Consider the following 23,878-nt stretch of genomic DNA (forward strand, 5'->3'; position numbering starts at 1 on the left):
TTATCCTTTTAAATTAGTGCTTTTCATATTTGTAATCATCAATCGCTTTCTGATATAAAGCTTCATATTTAGGCAGAATGTTCTTGATGTCAAACTTTCTTGCTACTTCTAAAGCATTCGCCTTAAATTGATTTAAAACTGCATCATCTTTTAAAATCTTGATTGCATTTTGAGCCATTTCTTCCACATTACCCACATTACTTAAGTAACCCGAAAAACCGTCAAAATTAACTTCAGGCAAGCCTCCAGAATTACTAGAAATTACAGGAACACCGCACGCCATTGCTTCTAAAGCTGCCAAACCGAAACTTTCTGTTTCTGAAGGAAGCAAAAACAAATCGGTCATACATAAGATTTTATCGATCTCATGGCTATTTCCAAAGAAAATAACTTTATCTAAAATGCCTAATTCCTGACATAAAAGTTCTGCTTTTTCTTTTTCAGGACCATCTCCCACCATCATCAATTTAGCTGGAATTTCTTTTTGGACACTGTAAAAGATCTTAATAATATCTGGAATACGTTTTACTTTTCTAAAATTACTGATATGTGTAATGATACGCTCATTCTCGTTTGCCATTACATAACGATGGCAAGGCGCGCTCGGATCTTTTTTAACTTTATCCAATTCGATAAAATTGGGAATTACTTTGATTTTATTCTTGATTTTGAATAATTTCAAAGTATCATCTTTTAAACTTTGAGAAACTGAAGTCACATAATCTGATTTATTGATGCTGAATGTTACTGCAGGTTTGTAGAACGGATGATTTCCAACAAGTGTAATATCGGTTCCGTGAAGTGTTGTAATCATCGGAAGGTTAATGCCTTCATTTTTCAGCATTTGTTTTGCCATGTACCCTGCATAAGCGTGAGGAATGGCATAATGCACGTGTAGAAGTTCTATTTTATACAATTTAACCATATCGACCAATTTGCTCGATAACGCTAATTCGTAAGGCTGATAATGAAACAAAGGATATTCCGGAACATTTACTTCGTGATAATGAACATTCGGATTTAAAAGTGCCAATCTAACGGGCTGGCTGTATGTGATAAAATGTATTTCGTGTCCTCTTCTGGCTAATTCGAGACCTAACTCTGTGGCTACTACACCACTACCTCCAAAAGTAGGATAACAAACAATTGCTATTTTCATGGATTAAATTTAATTCTACGAAAATACTCAAAAATAGCGTTTCATCAGGCTTTTAAATTGTTAGATTTTTGACAAAATTAGATTAATTCTAGTTAATAACTATTTTCAGAAAAAGCAGCTTTTTCCAACTTTCTCAAAGTTGGAAACTTTGACAAAGTTTAACAACAAACATTAATACTAATAAACCTGACAGGTTTTTAAAACCTGTCAGGTTTCCGACTTCAAACTTGAAACCTAAAACTTTAAACAACAAAAAAAAGGCACAAAACTTAAAATTTCATGCCTTTTAATTATTTTATAATAAATTCTTTCTTAGAAGAATCTGCTGTGCCAACTGTCGGCTGCAGGAACTTCCCAAGATTCATTAAACTCTTCTATATTGTTAACTAGATTATTAAAAACAATCGTATTCTCAGAAACCGATTTATCTTTAACCATCTTTTTAAAATCAATTAATGGTTTGTGAGCAATGTGTTCTCCATGTTTAAAAGTAACGTTCATTTTATCTAATAAATCAACGTCATATTTCTTTTCTAATCCTTGGATAAATTCAACAGAACTATCAATAGAACATCCTGTAGCAGCTTGCACTTCTTGGTTTACCGCTAAAATGATGAATCGATTGTATTTCAATAAAAACGAAGCTTCAAGACTTGTGCCATGTGCAGCCCATTGTTCTACAAAAGCTTTCAAATCTGTTTCTATTTCAGAAAACTCTTCCTCAGAAAATTTTCTGTTCGATTGGTAAATCCAAACTCGAGATTCACCTGGTAAATTTTCAAAAGGTATATACATTTTTTAATTTTTTGTTTGTTTTTTGTTTCAGGTTTCAAGTTTCAAGTTTCAAGTTTGAAAAAAACTTAGCTTCTCAGAACCTTAGTATCTCAGGACCTTAAAAAAATTATAGATCCTGCGCATTCGCGATAAGCTCAGCAATATCTAGAACTTTAACCTGACCTTCTTTTTCTTTATTTTTAATTCCGTCAGTCAACATTGTATTACAGAATGGGCAACCGGCTGCAATAATATCTGGCTGAGTTTCTAATGCATCTTCTGTACGAAGAACGTTAACTTCTTTGTTTCCAGGTTCTGCATCTTTAAACATTTGTGCTCCACCTGCTCCGCAGCATAATCCGTTTGCTTTAGAACGTTTCATTTCAACTAATTCAACGTCTAATTTTTGAATTAAATCTCTTGGCGCTTCATAAACTTTATTCGCTCTTCCTAGATAACAAGGATCATGGAAAGTGATTTTTTTTCCTTTATATTGTCCGCCTTCTACAGTCAGTCTTCCATCATCAATTAATGATTTTAAAAATTCTGTATGATGAATAACCTCATAATTACCTCCTAATTCTGGGTATTCATTTTTTAAAGTATTAAAACAGTGCGGACAAGCTGTAACAATTTTTTTAGCTTCATAAGCATTCAAAACCTCGATATTCATCATGGCTTGCATTTGAAACAAAAATTCATTTCCAGCTCTTTTTGCAGGATCACCAGTACAACTCTCTTCTGTACCTAAAACTGCAAAAGAAACATTCGTACGATTTAGAATTCGCACAAATGCTTTAGTAATTTTTTTTGCTCTATCATCAAAACTTCCTGCGCAACCTACCCAAAACAAAACCTCTGGCTGTTTTCCTTCGGCAAGCATTTCTGCCATTGTTGGTACTACTAAATTTTCTGACATCTCTCTCACTTTTGTTTAATCGGTTAATCGTGAAATTGTTTAATCGCTACAAGCAAATTGACAATTCTACAAAAACCGAAATATTATTTTAAAATCGATTAAACGGTTAAACAACTAACCGATTAAACAATAAATATTAATTCTCGTTTTTCCAATTTAAACGGTCTTGCTGACTGTACTGCCAAGGTGCACCGTTATTTTCAATATTAGTCATCATGGCATTTAACGACATTGGAGCAGCACTTTGTTCCATAACCAAATAACGACGCATGTCCATAATAATAGACAACGGACTAATATTTACAGGACATTCTTCAACACAAGCGTTACAAGAAGTACATGCCCACAATTCTTCTGGAGTAATATAATCGTTTAAAAGTGTTTTATTATCTGGAATAAAAACACCTTTGTTAGCATCGATATTTTTACCCACTTCTGTCAAACGATCTCTTGTATCCATCATAATTTTACGTGGAGACAATTTTTTACCCGTTTGATTTGCTGGACAAGAAGAAGTACAACGTCCGCATTCTGTACAGGTATAAGCGTTTAATAACTGAACCCAATTTAAGTCCTGAACATCACTTGCACCAAATTTAGCTGGATGTGCATTCTCATCTGCCGGCACAGCCGCAAACGGATCTGCATTTGGATCCATCATTAATTTCACCTCTTTTGTAACCGAAGCTAAATTATCAAACTGTCCTTCTGGTTTTAAGTTTGCAAAATACGTATTTGGGAAAGCCAAAAGAATATGCAAGTGTTTTGAGAAGTACAAATAGTTCATAAAAACTAAAATACCGACAATATGCAACCACCAGAAAACTTCAAACAATAATCCGACAACTTCATTAGAAGTTCCATTAAAAATTGGCGCAATAAACTGGCTTATCGGGTAACTTCCTGCTTTATGAAAATGAGAATATCCTCCTGGAACATTCTGCAAATGCAAATCTGAAGCATTCATCAATAAAAACAGAATCATTAAAACTGTTTCAAAGTAAAGGATGTAATTGGCATCACTTTTAGGAAATCCTGTCAAATCGTTACTTACAAAACGTTTTAAACGAATTACATTTCTTCTAATCCAAAAAGTAACTACTGCAATAATTACAAGTATCGCCAATATTTCAAATGAAGCAATTAAAACATCATAAACTACACCCAAATAAGGTGCAAAACCTCTATGTGTTCCAAAAAGTCCATCAATAATGATTTCTAATAATTCGATATTAATTATTATAAAACCAACATACACAAAAATATGAAGGATTCCTGCAACAGGGCGTCTCACCATTTTTGACTGCCCTAAAGCAATCAATGCCATGTTTTTCCAACGAGCTTTAGGATTATCTTTTCGATCTACATCGACTCCCAAATTAATATTTCGGATGATTTTTTTTACGCTCGCTGCAAAAAAACCGAAACCTACTATAAGAAGTACTGCGAATAAAATATTATCTAAATAACTCATTTATAATTATTTTTTATCAGTTGAGTTTGTTTCTTCTGTTGGTGCCACGTATGGTTTGTTTTTCTTTCCAAAAAGAGAAACATTTACATAACGAGTTGGATAAAGACGAAGATCTTGCAATAATAATTCAAGCTCCTTTGAAGTTTTAGTCAGGTTATTGTATAATGCCTCATCATGCAAAATTTTTCCTGCTGTCCCTTTTCCTGAATTCAAGTTCCCCATTAACAGATCTACTTTAGCCAAAGTTTGGTTCAAGTTACGAACAGTTTTACCTAAATCTGCTTTGTTTAGCGAATCTGAAATTTTATTGAAGTTTCCAGACATCTTATTAAAGTTGGTAACCATTCCATTAATCTGTCCTTTATTCGTATCCAAAATATTGTTGAGACTTCCTGATGCTTTATGAAATTGCTCCATAGTCTGACTCAATTCAGCAATTGTTTTCTTTAGATTTTCTTGAGTATTTTTATCTAAAGTATTATTTAATCCTGTAACCAAATTATCAATATTCAAAAGCATTTTATCAAGCTTTTGCTGAATTGGTTCAATTTTTCCTCCTAATGATTCTGTCAAACCCAATTCAACAGTAGAAACCAATTTCTGTCCGTCTTCTGCCAATTCTTTATCAGCAAAATTAGGGATGATTTTAATCTGTTTTCCCGCAATTAAACTTGGAGAATAAATTGCTGCTGTACTGCTTTTAGAAATAGGAAAATCTGTTTTAAGTTGAAGTTCCACTAGTAATTTACCTGTAACTTCGTCAATTGTAATTTTATTTACTTTACCAATCGCAAGTCCGTTAAGAGTTACTGGAGCTGACGGAGACAAGTCCTCAACATTATCATATTCAGCATATAATATGGTATAATTAGTAAAAAGATCTCTGCCCTTTAAAAAGCTATATCCCCAGATAAATAGTAGAATGGATGCGATGACTAAAATAGCCGTTTTAATTTCTCTTGTTAGTTTCAAAATTCTAAGTGTTTGTACAAAATTAATATAAATATTCGAACTTGCGCTTATTATTTAATCGCGTCCTGAATACTGATTTTTTCACCATCTTTAGTTGCCACTAAAAATGCAGCGCCATAACCTTTACTTTTAGCTTCTTGCAGATATTTTTGTGCTGTTTCGTAACTTGTAGTTTCTTCGTAGAAATATTTATAAATATTATTTTCGTATATCATTGTTACATTTTTAAGTCCTTTAAAATTTTTAGGTTCCAAAGGTGTCTTCTTAATGCTTGCAATAAGCTGTACTTTAAAAAATGTTCCTTTTGGAGCATTTTTAACAGCAGCAACTGGAGTATTTGTTTTTGGTTTTGCCTTAGTTGAAGTATCTCTTATGGGCCGACTATCCTCTGACTCAGTTCCTGAACCAAAGTATTCTCTTTTATAACTCAAAATAGCTTCAGCAATAGCTCTTGCAATATCGTCTTGACCTTCTTCTGAATTTAGAATATTACCTTCTGTTGGATTTGAAACAAATCCAGTTTCAACCAAAACTCTAGGCATATAAGCTTTATGAAGTACCATAAAAGGTGCTTGCTTCACTCCGCCATGACGAAGTTTTTTTCCTAATTTCTCAAAATTCTCTTCGATTTTAGTGGCAAGGGTAATACTATTATCTAAATATTCTTCCTGCATTAAAGTCATACCAATCATCGATTCTGGAGAATTTGGGTCATAACCTTCGTATTTACGTTTATAATCTTTCTCTAATGTAATTACGGAGTTCTCTTTTTTCGCCGCTTCAAGGTTCGATGCTACTTTACTTAAACCCATCACGTAAGTTTCGGTTCCGTCTGCCGCAGTATTCTTATTAGCGTTACAGTGAATTGAAACAAATATATTTGAATTTGCCCTGTTTGCAATATTTGCCCTTTCGACCAAATCAACAAAAACATCCGTTTTACGAGTATAAATTACATTAACATTAGGATTAAGCTCTAAAATCTTCCCAACTTTCAAAACAATAGCTAAAGCAATATTTTTTTCAATTCTTCCGCTGTAAACAGCTCCAAAGTCATGATCTCCATGTCCGGCGTCGAGTGTTACCTTAAACACATTTGACTGACTATGAGCACAAAAAGACGATATCGTTAGAAATAAAGCAAATATTACTTTAAATTTGTTAATTCTATTCATAAATCTAAAAGTTAATTTTAATAAAATGCAGCTGTTATAATTTTTAGAATTGATTATTTTTGCCAAAAAATTATATGTAAGTTTGACATGTCAAAAAACAAGCCATAATTTTACAAAAATAGCATTTAAACCTTTGCATACAAACTTATTTAATATCGTTTTAATATCATTTTTCCTAACTATAGGTTGTGGTAATTTATACTCGCAAGAAATAAAAAACAAAAAAAAGCCTTTACCTGCTGTAAAACAATCAGATAAAGAAAGCACTGCGATTACAGACACCATAAAACTCGATACAGTTAGACCCAAAAAGACTTTTTTGGATGGAAAAGTAAGATACAAAGCAAAAGATTATGCTAAAATTGATCAGAAAAAAAAGCTGATCACTCTATATAATGAAGCCGAATTATACTATAAAGATGTAGAATTAAAATCGGGTATAATTGTGCTCAATTATGAAAAAGACGAAGTTTACGCGGGAAGAATTAAAGATTCTGCAGGAGTTTTAACTCAGTATCCAAACTTCAAACAAGGATCTAGCGAAGTACAGCCAGACTCTATTCGTTTTAATTTCAAAACAAAAAAGGCTTTAATTTACAATTCGAGAACAAAACAAGGCGAGTTAAATATTAAAGCTGCTGTTACTAAAAAAGAAAACGACTCTGTATACTTTTTAAAGGGCGCACGTATTACTACCGCTCAAGATATTGACCATCCTGAATACTATTTTCAAACCAGCAGAATTAAATTTGTTCCTGGCAAAAAGATTGTTGCCGGCTTAACGCAAATGGTAATTGCAGATGTGCCTACTCCGCTTGCGCTTCCTTATGGTTTTTTCCCTTTAAGTAAAGAAAAAAGCGTTTCGGGTATTATTATCCCAAGTTATAACGACTCTAACACACGAGGATTTTCATTGCAAAATGGGGGGTATTATTTTGCCCTAAGCGATAATTATGACTTGACAGTCCTTGGAGATTATTATACCAACGGAAGTTACGCCATGCGCTTTGAATCGGCGTATGCCAAAAGATATAAGTATAGAGGAAATGTTAATATTCGTTTTGAGAATCTGATAAACAGCGAGCGTGGTTATCCAGATTACTCCAAACAAAATATTTACAACATTCAATGGTCGCATTCTAAAGACACCAAATCGAATCCGAATTCTACTTTCTCTGCTTCTGTTAACATGGGTAGTAGTAAATATTTCAAGCAGTCTATTAACCAAGCCAACATAGGGTCGAACTTAAACAACACCTTAAACTCGTCGATTTCATACAACAAAACCTTTAATACAATTCCAGGTTCCCGTCTTTCGTTATCTGCAACTCACAGCCAGAACACGCAGACAGAAGACATTGTAATGACACTTCCGTCTTTACAGGGAAGTATCGATCGTGTTTATCCATTTGTTGGAAAGGATGGCGTAAAGAAAGGATTTATAAAAAATATCAACTTACAATATAATGTAAGCGGTAAAAACTATTTTAAAACAAAAGATTCGCTGTTTTTCAAGCCTCAGATGTTTAATGATGCACAATTAGGATTGCAGCAAACTATTCCGTTGAGCACCAACTTTAAGATTTTCAAATATTTCAGTGCTGGAGCTTCTACTACTTATCAGGAAACTTGGGTTAACAAGACGATCCAGAAAGTTTACGATCCTTCTGCTGGACAAACAGTCAATAAAACTGTAAACGGTTTTGACTCTTTTAGAACATACAACTTCAGCACCAATTTAGGTACGACTATTTACGGAACTTTTAATTTTGGAGACGATAAAAGAATCCAATCTATTAGACACGTCATGCGCCCTAGCATTACTTATGCTTATACGCCAAGTTTTGAAAAATACTACGACACTTATACAGTCGATGCTTCTGGTGTAATTAAGTCTGAATATACAAGATTTGAAAACGGATTGTATGGAGCACCAGGAAAAGAAAACTCTAACATTGTTGGTTTTGCTTTGAGCAACACTTTTGAAGCTAAAGTAAGAGATCGTGACAGCACAAAAACAGAGCCTAAGAAAATAATGCTGCTAAACAACTTAAACTTCAGCACTAGCTATAATTTTAATGCTGACGGGAAAACTACATTTGGATGGCAACCTGTATTGGTTAGTGGTGGAACGCAGTTTTTTGACAATAAAATGAATATGAACTTTGGTGCGACATTAGATCCTTATGCGATTGATAATGGAGGTAACAAAATTGATAAATTCAATATTGATAATGGCGGAAGTTTATTCAGAATGACAAGTGCAAACGTAACTGTAAACTACTCATTCTCGAATAAAGGAAGCGGAAAAGAAAAAGAAAAAAACACACAAAGCCAGCGAAACGGAGGTCGAAGCGATGACTTATTTGGTACGAATACCGACTTAAATGACAGCCGTAACAGCCAGTTTGCCAATGAACCTGAAAAAGACGATGTAATTACAGAATTCTTTAATTCTAAAGTTCCGTGGGACATGACACTTGCTTATTCCTTAACGTATTCCAACGTAAAACGAGAAAGCACCATTTCTGGAAACTCCATCATGATTTCCATCAATACCGATCTTACTCCTAAATGGAAGGCTGGGGTTTCTACAGGTTACGATTTTGTACAAAAAGGAGTTACCTTTACGCAATTCCGTTTTGAGCGAGATTTATTAAGCTGGAGAATGGCCTTTAACTGGCAGCCTTTGGGAACAAATTCTAACTGGAACTTCTTTATCGGAATTAAATCTGGTATGCTTAGCGATATCAAATGGAACAAACGCAGCGTTTCAAATAGATAATTTTTTGTCGTAAAGTCTAAAGTCTAAAGTCTTAAAGTCTAAAATTGATGGGATTCTTTAGATACATAGAAACTCTACAGTTTGTATAAAAACAAAACTTATATTTCTAATAAAATTATATTATGAAAAAAATCATTTTTACCGAGAAAGCTCCGGCTCCAATCGGACCGTATAATCAAGCTGTTTTGTCTGGAAACACACTTTATGCTTCTGGGCAAATTGCAATCAATCCTGAGTCAGGAGAATTGGTTACAGACAACATTAATGATGAAACCAATCAGGTTATGAAAAACATCGCGGCTATTCTTGAAGCGGCAGACATGACATTTGAGAATGTTGTAAAGTCAACTATCTTCATCATGGACATGAATAACTTTGGAGCAATAAACACCGTTTACGGTTCTTATTTTAACGAAAAAACCGCTCCAGCTCGTGAAACGGTTCAAGTGGCTTGTTTGCCAAAAAATGTTAATGTAGAAATTTCTATAATTGCTGTGCAATAGCATCTAATAATAATTGTGCCGTTGCTTCATTAGTTGCCAGCGGCACATTATGCACATCGCAAACACGAATTAGCATATTAATATCTGCTTCATGCGGATGGCTCGATAGAGGATCTTTAAAAAAGAAAACCATCTGTGTAATTCCCTCCGCTACTCTTCCTGCAATTTGCGCATCGCCTCCAAGAGGACCAGAAAGCATTCTCTGAGTTTTAAATCCAGCAGCTTCTGCTTTTCCTCCAGTAGTACCAGTACCGATCAGCCTTATTTTTTCATTATGCAAAACAGCTTCATTCTTGATTAAGAAATCAATTAAATCTGCTTTTTTTCCATCATGAGCAATAATGGCAATTTCCATAAAACCAGAACTATTGATTAGCGACATGGTAAGCAATTAATCCATCAATAGGTCTTCTTAAAACATTCCCTAATTGAAGTTCATATTTATTAAATGTTTCTTGTAATTCATCTTTCAAGTAAAATGCGATAGAACCAACAAAATGTACTGGAACTTCTTTGCAGTTGTCGAATTGTTTGATGTAATTCTTAACGAAAGATTTCATTCCTTTGAAAATAATTTTTCTGCAGAACTCAGTATCTTTATGCTTAATCAAAAACTTAGCAAAAGTTGCTAAATAAGCATTTGGATTCGGCTCTTTGTATAATTTATTTTTAATAAAATCAGGATCAACGTCGTATTCTTTTTCAAATTCAACCGCTAATTCTTTTGGCATTTTATTAAAATAGTATTTTCTAATTAATTCTTTTCCAAAAACATTTCCGCTGCAGTCATCCATCACGATATAACCTAATGATTGAACTTTTTGATGCAATACTTTTCCATCAAAATAACTGCAGTTAGAACCTGTTCCTAAGATTGAAACTATTGCTTCTTCACCTTTTGGAGTTGTAGCATAAACAGCCGCATAAGTATCTTCCTGAACGTCTACAATTGCGTTAGAAAAATACTCTTGAAAAACCTGTTTTAAGTATTCTTTCATTCTATCTGTACCACAACCGGCACCGTAAAAGAACAAGTGAGTTGCTTCTTTTTTGTTTTGTAAAATATCAAAACGGTCGTTTAGTCTTGAAACGATTTCCGGCCCGTCTAGAATTTCAGGATTTAATCCTAAAGTTTGTGTTGTGAATAATACTTTTCCATTATCATCTATCGCAATCCAATCGGCTTTAGTAGATCCACTGTCAACTATTAATTTCATTTGTTTAGTTTTTGGAATTAGGTTTTCTATATTTAATTTAAAAGTGTGTTTTTTACATTAATTATAGAAGTAACAAAATAAGAAAATCCCGTTATTGTAAAGTAACGGGATTTTGCAAAAATATATATTATTATTTTAAACCTGCAATGTGTACAGATAAATCAATTAATTTGCTTGAGTATCCGTACTCATTGTCATACCAAGATACTAATTTGAAGAAAGTTGAATTTAAACCGATTCCTGCACCAGCATCAACAATCGAAGTTCTTTTATCTGAGATAAAGTCTTGAGAAACTACTGCATCTTCAGTATATCCTAAGATACCTTTCAATTCGTTTTCTGAAGCTTTTTTCAATACAGCTAAGATTTCTTCGTAAGTAGTTTCTTTAGCTACTTTTACTGTTAAATCTACTACAGAAACGTCAGCAGTAGGAACACGGAAAGACATTCCAGTTAATTTTCCATTTAAAGATGGGATAACTTTTCCAACCGCTTTAGCAGCACCTGTTGAAGAAGGAATGATGTTGATTGCAGCAGCACGTCCACCTCTCCAGTCTTTTCTAGAAGGTCCGTCAGCTGTCATTTGAGTTGAAGTAGTTGCGTGAACAGTTGTCATTAAACCTTCAACGATTTCGAAATTATCGTGGATAACTTTAGCTAAAGGAGCTAAACAGTTTGTAGTACAAGAAGCGTTAGAAACTACTAAATCAGAAGCTTTTGCAGTTTCGTGGTTAACTCCCATTACAAACATTGGAGCATCAGCAGAAGGAGCAGAAATGATAACTTTCTTTGCACCACCTTTTAAGTGCTCACTAGCAGTTTCAATAGTTGTGAAGATACCAGTACATTCAGCTACTACATCTACATCAACTTCGTTCCATTTTAAGTCAGCAGGATTTCTTTCTGCAGTAATACGGATGTTTCTTCCGTTTACATATAATTTTCCTTCTTTAACTTCTACAGTTCCGTTGAAACGACCGTGAACTGAATCATATTTTAATAAATAAGCTAAGTGGTCTACATCTAATAAGTCGTTGATTGCAACAACTTCTACATTATCTCTATTGAAAGACTCTCTAAAAACGATTCTTCCGATACGTCCAAATCCGTTTATTCCTAATTTTACTTTTGACATTTTACTAAATTTTTTGCTTTTGTTTTTATTACACTAATTCAAAGTCTAATTTCCTCACAATAAACTTCTTTTTCTTTTTTAAACTTTATATTGGTTATGTCGACATAATGTCAGACACTCTTAACAATTCTCTATCAATTTCAGATTTGCCTTTGATAGCTTGCTCAAGCGGCGTTAATATCACTTTATCTTCGCGAAGTCCCACCATATAATTTGATTTTCCTTCAATTAAAGATTCTACAGCCTTAACTCCTAAACGGCTTGCCAGAACACGGTCAAAACAAGACGGAGAACCTCCACGCTGCATGTGTCCTAGAACAGAAACACGCACATCGTACTCAGGCAAATTAGCTTCAACATAATCTTTTAATTCAAATACGTTTTTACCAATTTTATCTCCTTCAGCAATTACAACAATACTTGATGATTTTCCTGATGCTTTACTTTTTTGAAGCGAATCTAAAAGACGATCTAAACCAAGATCTTCTTCAGGAATAAGAATTTCTTCTGCTCCTGCTCCAATACCTGCGTTAAGAGCAATATGGCCTGCATCTCTACCCATAACCTCTACAAAGAAAAGACGGTTATGCGAACTTGCAGTATCTCTAATTTTATCGATACAGTCTACAACAGTATTTAAAGCAGTGTCATACCCTAGAGTAAAACTTGTACCATAAATATCATTATCAATAGTACCTGGAATTCCCATTACTGGAAAACCAAATTCTGAATTAAAAATTAATCCTCCTGTAAAACTACCATCACCACCAATAACAACCAAAGCATCTACACCAGCCTTAACCAAATTCTCGTGTGCTTTTTTTCTACCTTCAGGGGTTCTAAACTCAACTGAACGAGCCGATTTTAAGATCGTTCCACCTTTGTTTACAATATTATTTACGCTTCGTGGTCCCATTTCCTTGAAGTCTCCTTCAATCATTCCCTGATACCCTCTATAAATTCCGATGCATTCTATATTATGGTATGCGCAAGTTCGAACAACTGATCGTATTGCAGCATTCATTCCAGGTGAATCTCCTCCTGAGGTAAGAACACCTACTTTTTTTATTGTTTTTGGCATTATTTAAGTATTAAAGTGTAAAATTAGCAAACATTCAGCACTTTTCGGGTTACGATTATCATAAATTAATAAAATCTGTTAAATTCAAACGTTTTCGTTAATAAGTTTTTTCTAGAAAAAAATTTCATTAAAAATAATAAAACGCTATTTTTTTAATTAAATCGTCAAAATTAACAATACCCTGATGAAGTGTTATAAAAATCAAAATTTCCGGCTCACATGGAAAATTTTATTAGAGTGCCTAAATTTAGCACAAAAAAAACCATTATGAGAATAATGGTTTTATAAAAGTCTTTTTTTAACAAAGTGTTAATAATCGTTGTCTGGAATTAGCCCATGATTATTATTGCTTGGAGTTTCCTGCTCTTTTTTCTTCTTTTCTTCTTCTTTTTTCCTTTTCTCCTCGTCTTCTTTTGCTTTCTTCTTGTTTTTCTCTGAATCTTTCTTACTCGTAAAATTCATATAATCAGGATTCAAAGAAGAATCACCCAATTCACTAGAAGAAGAACCTTTTACCGCTTTTTCAATCTTATGACTTTTAAAGAGCTTATTTACTAGTTCGCTGAAAGTATCAAAATCTACTTCATATGAAATACCGACTCCTTGCGTATAACCAATTCCTTGTCCTATATAATTAATGTCATTTTCTTTATTGAATAAACGGAGGTTCATTGTACCGTCTTCATTTACACGATACAAGATTTCGATATCACCGACAATAGCCGACTCGTTTACTCCTCCAACTGGAACTCCAAGCTTACCATTGATTGTAATACGTTCATTAACTTGAGACGAAATATTGGCCACAAACTGACCATCTACCTCCTGCCCTGTTCTTCTATCTGCAGCAATATAATTTAAATCGATATTTACTTTATCATTATCCGATTTGATTATTCCTCCCAATAAACTCGATGCCGTTTCTGTTAATGTTCCCGAAAAATCTCCTTGGCTGAATCCGTCGGTACTCATAAACGAACCAGTTGATAATAAATATAGCGCTTGAGTCTGGCGAATATCTTTATCGTCTAGCTTATATTGTATCTCTGATTTTAAAACATTACTTACCGATGGAAACTGAATATCGAAATTAGGTTCTGGACTCGCCAAATCTCCTCTTAAACCAATAACTACTTCTACTGGAACTTTTTTATTAAATGAAGAAGTGTTATCCAAAAGCACTGCTGGATTGGCTTGCGTTTTATAAACAGCTTCCAAATTCAGCTGCGCACGCATCGGGTTTCCTTCCCAAATAATCGACCCACCTTTTTTAACAGTAAACTTTTTATCGATAAGTCCGCCATATTTAAAATTATAGGTTCCTTCGTATGCCTGGAAATCTCCCCACATATTAAATTTACCCAACGTATTAATTTTAAATAAAAGCGATCCGTATCCTTTTCCTTTCATACCATGCCCCGAATTTCGATCTAGAATAACCTCTACTTCGGCATCTGGCGTAATATCAAAATCAAATTCCAACTCAAGTCCATTATAGTCTCTTGTTTTTTCTACAATTCCGTTGGCCAGATTATATTTCTCTTTTGGCGTTACAAAATGAATCCAGCTGCTTTCTCCAACACTTTGTGCATTATTAATAGGTATTTTAACTTCGGTGCCTTTTTCAGATTTTGCATCCACTTTAATAAACAGTGCATCAACAGGACCTTTTATACTGGCTGTTCCATTTATAAACGCTGTTCCAAAATATGCCGCATCATCGCTATCTTTTGTATCAAGAGCCACCAATCGTTTAGAGGTAATGTTTAAGTCTAATTTCCAATCGCCAAAATTGTTATGCTCAATGCTTCCATTCAGCAAACCTTTTGTACCATATTTAGTATCGGTTAACTGATTATTCCTAAACAAGAATTTCTCGTTAGTTAAGTCAACAACCGTTCGATCACTCAATTCGTAATCGGTATTTAAGTACGGAATCGTCATTCCTGCCTTTTCTACATACAAACGCCCGTTGATTTCCGGTTTTTTTAAATTCCCAACAACAGAAGCATTTCCGGAAACAGAACCGCGAACATTAGACAGAACATCGCCGCCCACAGTTCCTAACGTAGCCAGATTGAAACCTTCTAGCTTTAAGTTCATATCCATGATTGTTTCCTTGTTTTCTACAGCAAAAGTCCCGTTTGCCCTAAACGATTCTGTAAAACCATTCTGAATGGAGGAGTTAACTGTGAATTTCCTGAAATTTTCATCTCCCGAAATATCAAAATTAAGCGTGCCCAGTTCTGTATTATTCATAACTAGGTGATCAATTTTTATGGAAGCGGTGGGCTGATAAACACTTTTATTTTGCTTGTAATTGACATTTCCATTCAAATTACCATTGAATACAAATTTGGAATTGACAGGCGTAATTTTATTTATATCAACATCTTCAAAGGTAAGCACGAGATCTTTATAATCCGTTCCTTTAATGACTCCGTTTAAGTCAATTTTCTGGTTTTCATGAGATAAAACAATATTATCAAAAGAAAAGTTTTTAAAATATTGGTCTATTACAATTTGATTGTCTTTTTCAGCATCTTCATTTAAGTACCAGATATAGTCCTTAAATTTCATCTCCGATTTCTTGATTCCGACAATGTTGTTTTTGCTCTTATCAATCGTGTGGTACAAATCTAGATTAAAGTAATCTTCGCCTTTATCTCCTCCTTTAAACTCCGAACGAACAAAAAGGGTATCTTTTGAAGTAACATTAATTAAATTGAAATCACGTATTTTATAGTAAGGTGTCTTAATACTATCCAATTCGACATACGCGTTATAAAGCGGGTTTTTATTATCGATATTAATACGAATATTATCAAATGTATTTTTGTCTGCAGTAATTTTTTTAGATCTGAATCTGAATTTAAATTCCTCTAAATCAGAATCTATTTTTCCGCGTACAACTGTAGACGAATCAATATTAATTTGCGGATAAAGCATTTCGACCACTTTATCGTAAACACGGAAATTAAAATTCAAAAATTGTCCTTTTCTAACTTTGTACGGTTTATAATTGGTATACAAACTACCCACAGAATTCATGACCAATTTATCCAATTGATCAAATCTAAATTTACCCACAATTTTTCCGTCGACAACATCATTTGAACTAATGGTAATTGTTCTTAAACGATCTGCATCAAAACTTGAATTTAGATTTACTTGGTCAAAAACATAAGTTGCTTTAGGGTTTTGATATTCTGCATCTTTTATAAAAATATCTCCTTGCAGATTTTCAATAGAATTTCCAGTCAGCTGAACTACAACATCTCCTTTAAAACGTGAAATAGAATCGCCAACAAACTTCAGTTTTCGCAAATCTGAATTTTCAACATTGATATGAAAATCGTATCGGTTTTCTCTTTTGCTCAAATCCAATAAACCATCAAAATTCAAATTCAAATTAGGATCGTTTATTGCAATTTGTCCTTTATAATAGGGCAGTTTAAAATTACCGTTGACCACGATATTATTATAGGTATATTTATTGTAGTCCAATTTCGAAATATCTCCTTTAATGACTGTATTTAAATACTTCTCTGTAAAACCCACTCCATCTACATCAAGATTCAACGTAGTTCTGCCAATGTCTTTTCGGCTTAGAACAGTACCAACATCAAAATTTGTCAAAATGATATTTCCAGAATAAGAAGCTCTGTCTATAAAATCCATATTGTTCATATGGAGATCTATTTGCCCATTTCCTAAGTCGGTTGCCATTTTGAAATCTGTTTCTAGAGCTGTAGTCGAAACTTTTGCTTTTCCCACAATATTGAACTTCCCGATTTTCTTCATTTCCTTCGGAAGTCTTTTTCCTAAAACTCCAGGAAGCAAAATCACTAAATCGTTGTAACTAGAAAGCAATTTGTCAAATTTTCCATCCATAGAAAACTTCTGTTCCTTGCTGCCCAAAAGATTTCTAAATTTGATTGTACCGTTAATTTTTGATCCGTTTGTATCGCTTAATCTCAATCTTGTAAGCGTCATATTATTCAACGGACCATCTAATTTCGTTTTAAGCTTAAAATGCTGATTTTTTCCTAAACCATCATAAAAATGGCGAATATCATTTGTTGCAATAGAAGAAGAATCTATCAAAACATCAAATCGAACTTTATCTGTAAAATCAAGAAAATCTGATGGTTTATAATTCAAAATTGCGACACCATAAATAGAAGATCTTTTGGTTTTAATGGCCAGATTTTCAACTATAATCTGTTTTTTAGTATAGCTGAATTTCCCCGCAAAATTAGAAACATACAAACCGCGGTGATCCATAAACGAAAATCGATGAATGTTTGTGTTTACATTTGGGCCGTACAATTTAAACTCACTGATGTAGGCGTTTAATTTTGTAAAATCAAGAAATTTTGGAGTTGTTTTATTTTCATCAACAACAGAAAATCTTCCTTTTTCGATATAAGCATTTTTAGCCGTTAGCAAAAAGTGTTTTGTTGATTTTTTCTTAGGCGTATTTTCAACTTCAAAAGCCTGTATAAACTTATTGATATTGTTCTCGTCTTCGCCTTTGTAGGTTTTCAAATTAAAAATCAAACCTGTTAAACGCAAATCGCCAAAAATTAAATCTCCGTCTAACAATCTGCTGAAACTAGCAATATCAGTAGTAATGATATCCGAATAAATCATCGTTTTTTTATGATGATCTAAAATCGTCACTGTCTTTAATTTGACTCCGCCAAAAATATTGATAGCCGTTTTTTCAACGTTAATATTAACCTTGTAATCCTCGTTTAATCGGTTGGTAACATAATTGGCAATCTGTGTTTGAACCACAGGAAGAGAGAGTATGATAGCCAATGCTAACAAAAGTAAAATCAACCCAATTAGGGTTCTGGATATTATTTTCTTTACTTTTTTGATAGCTTCTTTAATTTTAGTTTCTTTTAAATTTACTTTGAACAGACAAAAGAACGGCTGTTTTTGATAAAAATTCTTTAATTTTGGGGCACTGCTTAAATCAAAGAAATGTAATAATTTGATTTGTCAAATATAATTCAAAATTTGTGCCTTTATATGCAAAATCCAGAGGTTTTTATTCTAGCCATCGAAAGTTCATGCGATGATACTGCTGCCGCGGTTTTACATAACGACAAAGTATTGTCAAATGTTGTAGCCAATCAATTAATTCACAACCAATACGGAGGTGTTGTTCCTGAATTGGCCTCACGCGCACATCAGCAGAATATTGTTCCTGTGATAGATGCTGCACTTCGCAAAGCAAATGTACAAAAAGAACAGTTAAGCGCAATTGCATTTACGCAAGGTCCAGGCTTAATGGGCTCTTTATTGGTGGGAACTTCTTTTAGCAAATCACTATCGTTAGCTTTAAATGTGCCACTAATTGCTGTAAATCATATGCATGCCCATATTTTAGCTCATTTTATTGATGAAGAAGGTTATGACAAACCTGAATTTCCGTTTTTAGCATTAACAATCAGTGGCGGACATACTCAAATTGTAAAAGTGAATAGTTTTTTTGATATGGAAATTATTGGCGAAACTACAGATGATGCTGTAGGTGAAGCTTTTGACAAGAGTGCCAAAATTCTAGGACTTCCTTATCCTGGCGGTCCTTTAATCGATAAATATGCTAAAGAAGGTAATCCGAAAGCATTTCCTTTTACAAAACCAAAAGTTCCAGGATTGGATTTTAGCTTCTCCGGATTAAAGACGGCCATTTTGTATTTCATTCAAAAAAACAAACAGCAGAACCCGAATTTTATCGAAGAAAACCTAAATGATATTTGCGCGTCTATACAGCATACAATTATCGAAATTCTGATGGATAAAATAAAACTTGCTGTAAAAGAAACTGGAATTACACAAATTGCTATTGGCGGAGGAGTTTCGGCAAATTCTGGCATTCGAAATACATTGAAGGAAACCGAAAGCAAATACGGCTGGAAGACTTTTATTCCAAAATTTGAATACACAACAGACAATGCGGCAATGATTGGAATTGTGGGATACCAAAAATACTTATCTAATCGTTTTGAAACTTCTTCTGTGGTTTCTAAAGCCAGAATCGAATTTTAAATCATGCAGTTATTCTTTAATCCGAATATAGACGAAACGACTGAAAGTTTTTCTTTTGATAAAGAAGAAAGTCGTCATATTATAAAAGTGCTTCGAAAAAAAGATGCAGATATCCTGCATGTTACCAATGGTTTTGGTTTATTATTTGAAACCCAAATCACATTGGCTTCAGATAACAAATGTACCGTTGAAGTGCTTTCGATAAAAAATGCCGAAAAGCCAAAATTTCATTTGCATTTAGCTGTTGCGCCAACCAAAATGAACGATCGATTTGAGTGGTTTTTAGAAAAAGCGACAGAAATTGGCATTCAAGAAATTACCCCAATTTTCTGCGATCGCTCAGAGCGAAAAGTCATTAATCGAGATCGTTTCGAAAAAATCATTTTATCGGCAATGAAGCAATGCAACGAAACGTTTCTCCCAAAATTGAATGAAGCCATTTCGTTTAAAGATTTTATCAAACAGCAACAAAAAGGCTTGCAATTGATAGCGCATTGCGAAGAAACCGATAAAAAATCATTAAAAGAGGTTTTAAAGCCAAATGAAGATGTTACCATTTTAATTGGTCCCGAAGGTGATTTCTCCGAAAAAGAAATTGCATTGGCATTAGAAAACAATTACAAACCTGTCACTTTAGGAAATACACGTTTACGAACAGAAACAGCTGCAGTTGTAGCTTGCCATAGTGTGGTTTTCTTTAATGAATAAATATAAGTTTGTCATCCTGAGGAACGAAGGATCACATTCGTAAATCAACAAAGATTGGCAAATTCTGTGCAGAGTTTCTTGTGCGATCCTTCGTTCCTCAGGATGACAAAAAAGCATCTCAAGGAAAATGAAGCAAAAAAATATAATTACATGAAAAAAATATTTTACTTACTATTATTAATTTCCTTTACTTCTTTTTCACAAGAAATTGCTTTGCTTAAATACAGCGGTGGCGGCGATTGGTATGCAAATCCGACTTCTTTGCCTAATCTAATCAGTTTTTGCAATGCGAATATAAATACTCGCATCAAAAACAAACCTTCGACTGTAGAACCAAGTAATCCAGATTTGTTTTCGTATCCGTTTGTACACATGACTGGTCATGGAAATGTTGTTTTTAGCGATGCAGATGTGACAAACTTAAGAAATTATCTTACCGCTGGAGGTTTCCTGCACATTGATGATAATTACGGAATGGATCAATTTATTAGAAAAGAAATCAAGAAAATATTTCCAAATAATAATTTAGTCGAGCTTCCGGCAAATCATCCTATTTTTCAGAAGCCGTTTCCTTTTCCTAACGGATTACCAAAAATTCACGAACATGACGGAACACGCGCACAGGCTTTTGGAATTTTTATAGACAACAAGTTGGTTTTACTCTATACTTACGAATGTGATTTGGGCGACGGCTGGGAAGATCCAGAAGTACATAACGATCCTGCAAACGTAAGAGACAAAGCGCTAAAAATGGGTGCCAACATTATCAATTATATTTTTACCAATTAAATTTTAGAAGGTGCAATTAACTCACGAAGAAAATCAATTTGAGAGAAAAACATTTCCCATCACTTTAGTATGCGATCATATTTACTTTCAGCAAAATATTGGTTCCTTATTTAGAATTTCTGAAGCTTTCGGAGTTGAAAATATTATCTTTTTCGGAAAAGATATTCCGCTCACGCCTCGCAAAATCAATAAAACTTCACGAAGCACACATCTTCATGTGGCACATTCTGTAATTGAAGATTTTACAGAACTTCAATCCTATCTTCTAGACAATGATTTTGAAATTATTGCACTAGAAATCGCATCTAATAGCAAACCTTTAAAAGAAGTTATGATTCCTTTCGACAAAAAAATAGCACTTTTGATTGGAAGCGAAATTAACGGAATATCAGAAGAGCTTCTAAAACTTTCCCACCAAATTGTGCATATCAATATGTTTGGTAAAAACAGCAGTATGAATGTGGTACAAGCTGCGAGTATTGCACTTTATGAAATTACTTCTTTGTAGACTTTACAATCAACTTCTTGTCTATAAAATTTATGCTGCAATGCAATTGACTTAAATGAAAATTACATTGAAGAGCAGCAAAGAATAAAAAATAAAAAATCCAATAATCATTGTCAGAAGAATCAAGGCAGAACAAGGTCTTGAGCAGATAAAACACATAAATAATTTAACGTTTTATTTGTAAATTCTTCCTCGATATTTTTACATTAAAACATTTTAATCGATTAAAGGCAAATAATGTCGTTAAAATGCATTCAAAAAATAAAAAGAAAGAAAATACTGCTTAATTTTTTGAAGTCGTTTTTTGTAGGAATCAGTGTTTGTAAGGGGTTGAAAAAATTCCCACAAAATTTTTATTATAATATTTTGCGAAAAAAGTATTTTGTTATAAAATTGCCGCATTATTCAACTAATCAACATTTTTATAACAAAAAACCCAATTTATTATGAAAAAAGTTATTATTACCACATTTACAGCATTAATGCTGTTTGCTTGTCAAAATGATCAATCGGCTGAATCTGCTAACGCAGATGCAAGTGTTCCATCTAGAAGAGGATGCGCAACACAGGAAGTTTTAGAAGCTCAATTAAAAGCTGATCCAACATTGGCTATTAGAATGAACGAAATTGAAACTTTTACTGCACAACATGCTGGTTCAAATTTTACAGGCCGTTTGGTAAATGGCAAAATTGAAATTCCTGTTGTCGTTAATGTTTTATACAGAACGGCTGCTGAAAACATTTCAGATGCACAAATTCAATCACAAATTGATGTGCTAAACAAAGATTTCAATGCTTTAAACTCAGATTACAATAATGTGCCAGCATTATTTGCAGGAGTTAAAGCAAACATCGGAATCTCATTTGTTTTAGACCAAGTTATTAGAAAATCAACAACTAAAACTTCTTGGGGAACAAATGATGCGATGAAAAAAACAGCTCAAGGCGGACTTGCTCCAACTAGCCCAACTACAAAATTAAACTTGTGGTCATGTGTTATTGGCGGCGGAATTTTAGGTTATGCACAATTCCCTGGTGGTGCTTCTGCTACTGATGGAGTGGTAATTGATCCTAAATACTTCGGATTATCTGGTTCTGCAAATGCGCCATATAATTTAGGTAGAACAGCTACTCACGAAGTAGGTCACTGGATGAATTTACGTCACATTTGGGGAGATGCAACTTGCGGAAGCGACTTAGTTGCAGATACTCCTACTCATAACACAGCAAACTACGGAGTTCCTGCTTACCCACATTACAGCACTTGTTCTGGAACACCTGTAGAAATGACAATGAACTACATGGATTATGTTGATGATGCAGCAATGTATATGTTCTCTACAGGACAAAAAAACAGAATCTCTGCTATTTTCACAACTGGAGGAGCTAGAGCTGCATTTGCACAATAAGCTAATCATAAAAAGACAATCAAAGCGAGATGTTTTCATCTCGCTTTTTTTATTTAGGCTTATATTTTAGAATGCTTTTTCCTATATTTATAGTCTAAAACTTAAATTTAATGATAACATCAAAAATTATTGCAAACGGAATTTTAAGAGCTCTTGCTGTCATTTTAATTGTAGCAGGCGCATTATATTTTTTATATGAAGTTCAGACTGTAATTGTCTATTTATGCATCTCATTAATTTTATGTTTGATTGCCAATCCGTTAGTTTTATTTTTAAAAAACAAACTGAAATTTAGCAATTCGCTGGCCGCAACTACAACCATTATCCTTTTTATATTCTTAATTGTGGGTTTTATTCTTTTGTTTGTGCCATTAATTATTTCTCAAGCAAATAATTTGGCGCTTCTCGACACCAACCATCTGCAGTCTAAATTTATGGAGACAGAAATGCATCTTGAAAAATACTTTAATATCCAGCACATTGATTTAAATAAAATAATAAAAGATTCTAAACTTACTTCGCTACTAGATTTTAGCTATTTTACAGGTTTTATCAATTCGATTATTAATTTTATGGCCAATATGGGTATGGGATTAGTTTCTGTATTTTTTATCACTTTCTTTTTTATTAAAGATCAGGATATTTTTAAAGATCAGGCAAGAAGAGTGCTTCCTGATTCTAATGAAGATAAAATTCTGAATTCGATCACAAAAATAAACCATTTATTGACCCGATATTTTATTGGCTTGTTACTGCAATTGATTGTGGTATTTATTCTTTATCTCATTGTATTGCTCATCTTCGGAAATCAAAATGCTTTTGTAATTGCTTTTTTATGTGCAATCCTAAACATAATACCATATTTGGGCCCAATCATTGGGACAACTTTGGCAGCAATTTTAACTATGATAAGTATGATTGGCCAAGATTTTCAATCTGAAATATTGCCAAGAACTATCTACGTAATTATAGGATTCTTGTTAGTTCAAGCGATTGACAACAATATTAGTCAGCCTATAATTTCGTCAAAAAGTGTAAATTCGCACCCGCTAGAAATATTCTTAGTAATCTTGATCAGCGGTATCACGTTTGGAATTGTTGGTATGATAATCGCAATTCCGGCATTTACGATGATAAAAGTGATTTTAAAAGAATTTTTTCCTGAAAATAAAATTGTGTCCGTATTAACCGAAAGAATTTAGCT

General features: G+C 33.6%; 19 protein-coding genes. 8 read left to right on the forward strand and 11 right to left on the reverse strand.

What is annotated here, in order from left to right; translation table 11 throughout:
* Positions 1 to 13: 13 nt before the first annotated feature.
* From bshA to J7574_RS06160, 6 genes are all read right to left on the reverse strand, one after another.
* The gene (gene bshA / locus J7574_RS06135) at positions 14 to 1,159 is read right to left on the reverse strand and encodes an N-acetyl-alpha-D-glucosaminyl L-malate synthase BshA (RefSeq protein ID WP_290965730.1); all 1,146 of its coding nucleotides are present in this window, start codon (positions 1,157 to 1,159) and stop codon (positions 14 to 16) included.
* A gap of 312 nt (positions 1,160 to 1,471) precedes the next feature.
* Positions 1,472 to 1,954 (reverse strand): ABC transporter ATPase, encoded by a 483-nt coding sequence (locus J7574_RS06140; RefSeq protein ID WP_290965733.1) that lies wholly within the window; start codon positions 1,952 to 1,954, stop codon positions 1,472 to 1,474.
* 106 nt (positions 1,955 to 2,060) lie between these two features.
* On the reverse strand, positions 2,061 to 2,852 hold the full coding sequence (locus J7574_RS06145; protein ID WP_290965736.1) for a (Fe-S)-binding protein: 792 nt from the start codon (positions 2,850 to 2,852) through the stop codon (positions 2,061 to 2,063).
* Positions 2,853 to 2,988: 136 nt separating this feature from the next.
* Positions 2,989 to 4,326, reverse strand: a complete 1,338-nt coding sequence (locus J7574_RS06150; RefSeq protein ID WP_290965739.1) for a (Fe-S)-binding protein — start codon at positions 4,324 to 4,326, stop codon at positions 2,989 to 2,991.
* A gap of 6 nt (positions 4,327 to 4,332) precedes the next feature.
* Positions 4,333 to 5,298: an MlaD family protein gene (locus J7574_RS06155; protein ID WP_290965742.1), complete on the reverse strand. Its 966-nt coding sequence runs from the start codon at positions 5,296 to 5,298 to the stop codon at positions 4,333 to 4,335.
* Between the two features lie 50 nt (positions 5,299 to 5,348).
* The gene (locus J7574_RS06160; protein WP_290965744.1) at positions 5,349 to 6,473 is read right to left on the reverse strand and encodes an N-acetylmuramoyl-L-alanine amidase; all 1,125 of its coding nucleotides are present in this window, start codon (positions 6,471 to 6,473) and stop codon (positions 5,349 to 5,351) included.
* 82 nt (positions 6,474 to 6,555) lie between these two features.
* On the opposite strand from J7574_RS06160, the gene J7574_RS06165 reads away from it, so the two are divergent.
* Positions 6,556 to 9,258, forward strand: coding sequence for a putative LPS assembly protein LptD (locus J7574_RS06165; protein ID WP_290965746.1), 2,703 nt, complete (start codon positions 6,556 to 6,558; stop codon positions 9,256 to 9,258).
* 122 nt (positions 9,259 to 9,380) lie between these two features.
* The gene (locus J7574_RS06170) at positions 9,381 to 9,761 is read left to right on the forward strand and encodes a RidA family protein (RefSeq protein ID WP_202003948.1); all 381 of its coding nucleotides are present in this window, start codon (positions 9,381 to 9,383) and stop codon (positions 9,759 to 9,761) included.
* On the opposite strand, the gene J7574_RS06175 is transcribed toward J7574_RS06170, so the two are convergent.
* The 5 genes from J7574_RS06175 to J7574_RS06195 form a co-directional block, all read right to left on the reverse strand.
* On the reverse strand, positions 9,742 to 10,116 hold the full coding sequence (locus J7574_RS06175) for a methylglyoxal synthase (RefSeq protein ID WP_044048067.1): 375 nt from the start codon (positions 10,114 to 10,116) through the stop codon (positions 9,742 to 9,744). The two genes, J7574_RS06170 and J7574_RS06175, sit on opposite strands and share 20 nt — an antisense overlap.
* 10 nt (positions 10,117 to 10,126) lie before the next feature.
* The gene (locus J7574_RS06180) at positions 10,127 to 10,978 is read right to left on the reverse strand and encodes an N-acetylglucosamine kinase (protein ID WP_290965751.1); all 852 of its coding nucleotides are present in this window, start codon (positions 10,976 to 10,978) and stop codon (positions 10,127 to 10,129) included.
* A 130-nt stretch (positions 10,979 to 11,108) separates the two neighbouring features.
* On the reverse strand, positions 11,109 to 12,113 hold the full coding sequence (gap, locus tag J7574_RS06185; RefSeq protein ID WP_290965754.1) for a type I glyceraldehyde-3-phosphate dehydrogenase: 1,005 nt from the start codon (positions 12,111 to 12,113) through the stop codon (positions 11,109 to 11,111).
* Positions 12,114 to 12,207: 94 nt separating this feature from the next.
* On the reverse strand, positions 12,208 to 13,194 hold the full coding sequence (pfkA, locus tag J7574_RS06190) for a 6-phosphofructokinase (protein ID WP_290965757.1): 987 nt from the start codon (positions 13,192 to 13,194) through the stop codon (positions 12,208 to 12,210).
* Positions 13,195 to 13,503: 309 nt separating this feature from the next.
* Positions 13,504 to 18,030 carry a translocation/assembly module TamB domain-containing protein gene (locus J7574_RS06195; RefSeq protein WP_290967149.1) on the reverse strand — a complete coding sequence of 1,509 codons (4,527 nt, stop codon included), beginning with the start codon at positions 18,028 to 18,030 and terminating at the stop codon, positions 13,504 to 13,506.
* A 207-nt stretch (positions 18,031 to 18,237) separates the two neighbouring features.
* On the opposite strand from J7574_RS06195, the gene tsaD reads away from it, so the two are divergent.
* The 6 genes from tsaD to J7574_RS06225 all read left to right on the forward strand — a co-directional run bounded on the left by tsaD (position 18,238) and on the right by J7574_RS06225 (position 23,876).
* Positions 18,238 to 19,260 (forward strand): tRNA (adenosine(37)-N6)-threonylcarbamoyltransferase complex transferase subunit TsaD, encoded by a 1,023-nt coding sequence (tsaD, locus tag J7574_RS06200; protein WP_066034076.1) that lies wholly within the window; start codon positions 18,238 to 18,240, stop codon positions 19,258 to 19,260.
* A 3-nt stretch (positions 19,261 to 19,263) separates the two neighbouring features.
* Positions 19,264 to 19,968, forward strand: a complete 705-nt coding sequence (locus J7574_RS06205; protein WP_290965762.1) for a 16S rRNA (uracil(1498)-N(3))-methyltransferase — start codon at positions 19,264 to 19,266, stop codon at positions 19,966 to 19,968.
* Positions 19,969 to 20,118: 150 nt separating this feature from the next.
* Positions 20,119 to 20,757, forward strand: coding sequence for a DUF4159 domain-containing protein (locus J7574_RS06210; RefSeq protein WP_290965765.1), 639 nt, complete (start codon positions 20,119 to 20,121; stop codon positions 20,755 to 20,757).
* A 10-nt stretch (positions 20,758 to 20,767) separates the two neighbouring features.
* Positions 20,768 to 21,265 carry a TrmH family RNA methyltransferase gene (locus J7574_RS06215; protein ID WP_290965768.1) on the forward strand — a complete coding sequence of 166 codons (498 nt, stop codon included), beginning with the start codon at positions 20,768 to 20,770 and terminating at the stop codon, positions 21,263 to 21,265.
* A 446-nt stretch (positions 21,266 to 21,711) separates the two neighbouring features.
* Positions 21,712 to 22,674, forward strand: coding sequence for a zinc metalloprotease (locus J7574_RS06220; protein ID WP_290965771.1), 963 nt, complete (start codon positions 21,712 to 21,714; stop codon positions 22,672 to 22,674).
* 110 nt (positions 22,675 to 22,784) lie between these two features.
* On the forward strand, positions 22,785 to 23,876 hold the full coding sequence (locus tag J7574_RS06225) for an AI-2E family transporter (protein WP_290965774.1): 1,092 nt from the start codon (positions 22,785 to 22,787) through the stop codon (positions 23,874 to 23,876).
* Positions 23,877 to 23,878: the final 2 nt, after the last annotated feature.

It is taken from the genome of Flavobacterium sp. (assembly GCF_017744675.1).
Taxonomy (GTDB): domain Bacteria; phylum Bacteroidota; class Bacteroidia; order Flavobacteriales; family Flavobacteriaceae; genus Flavobacterium.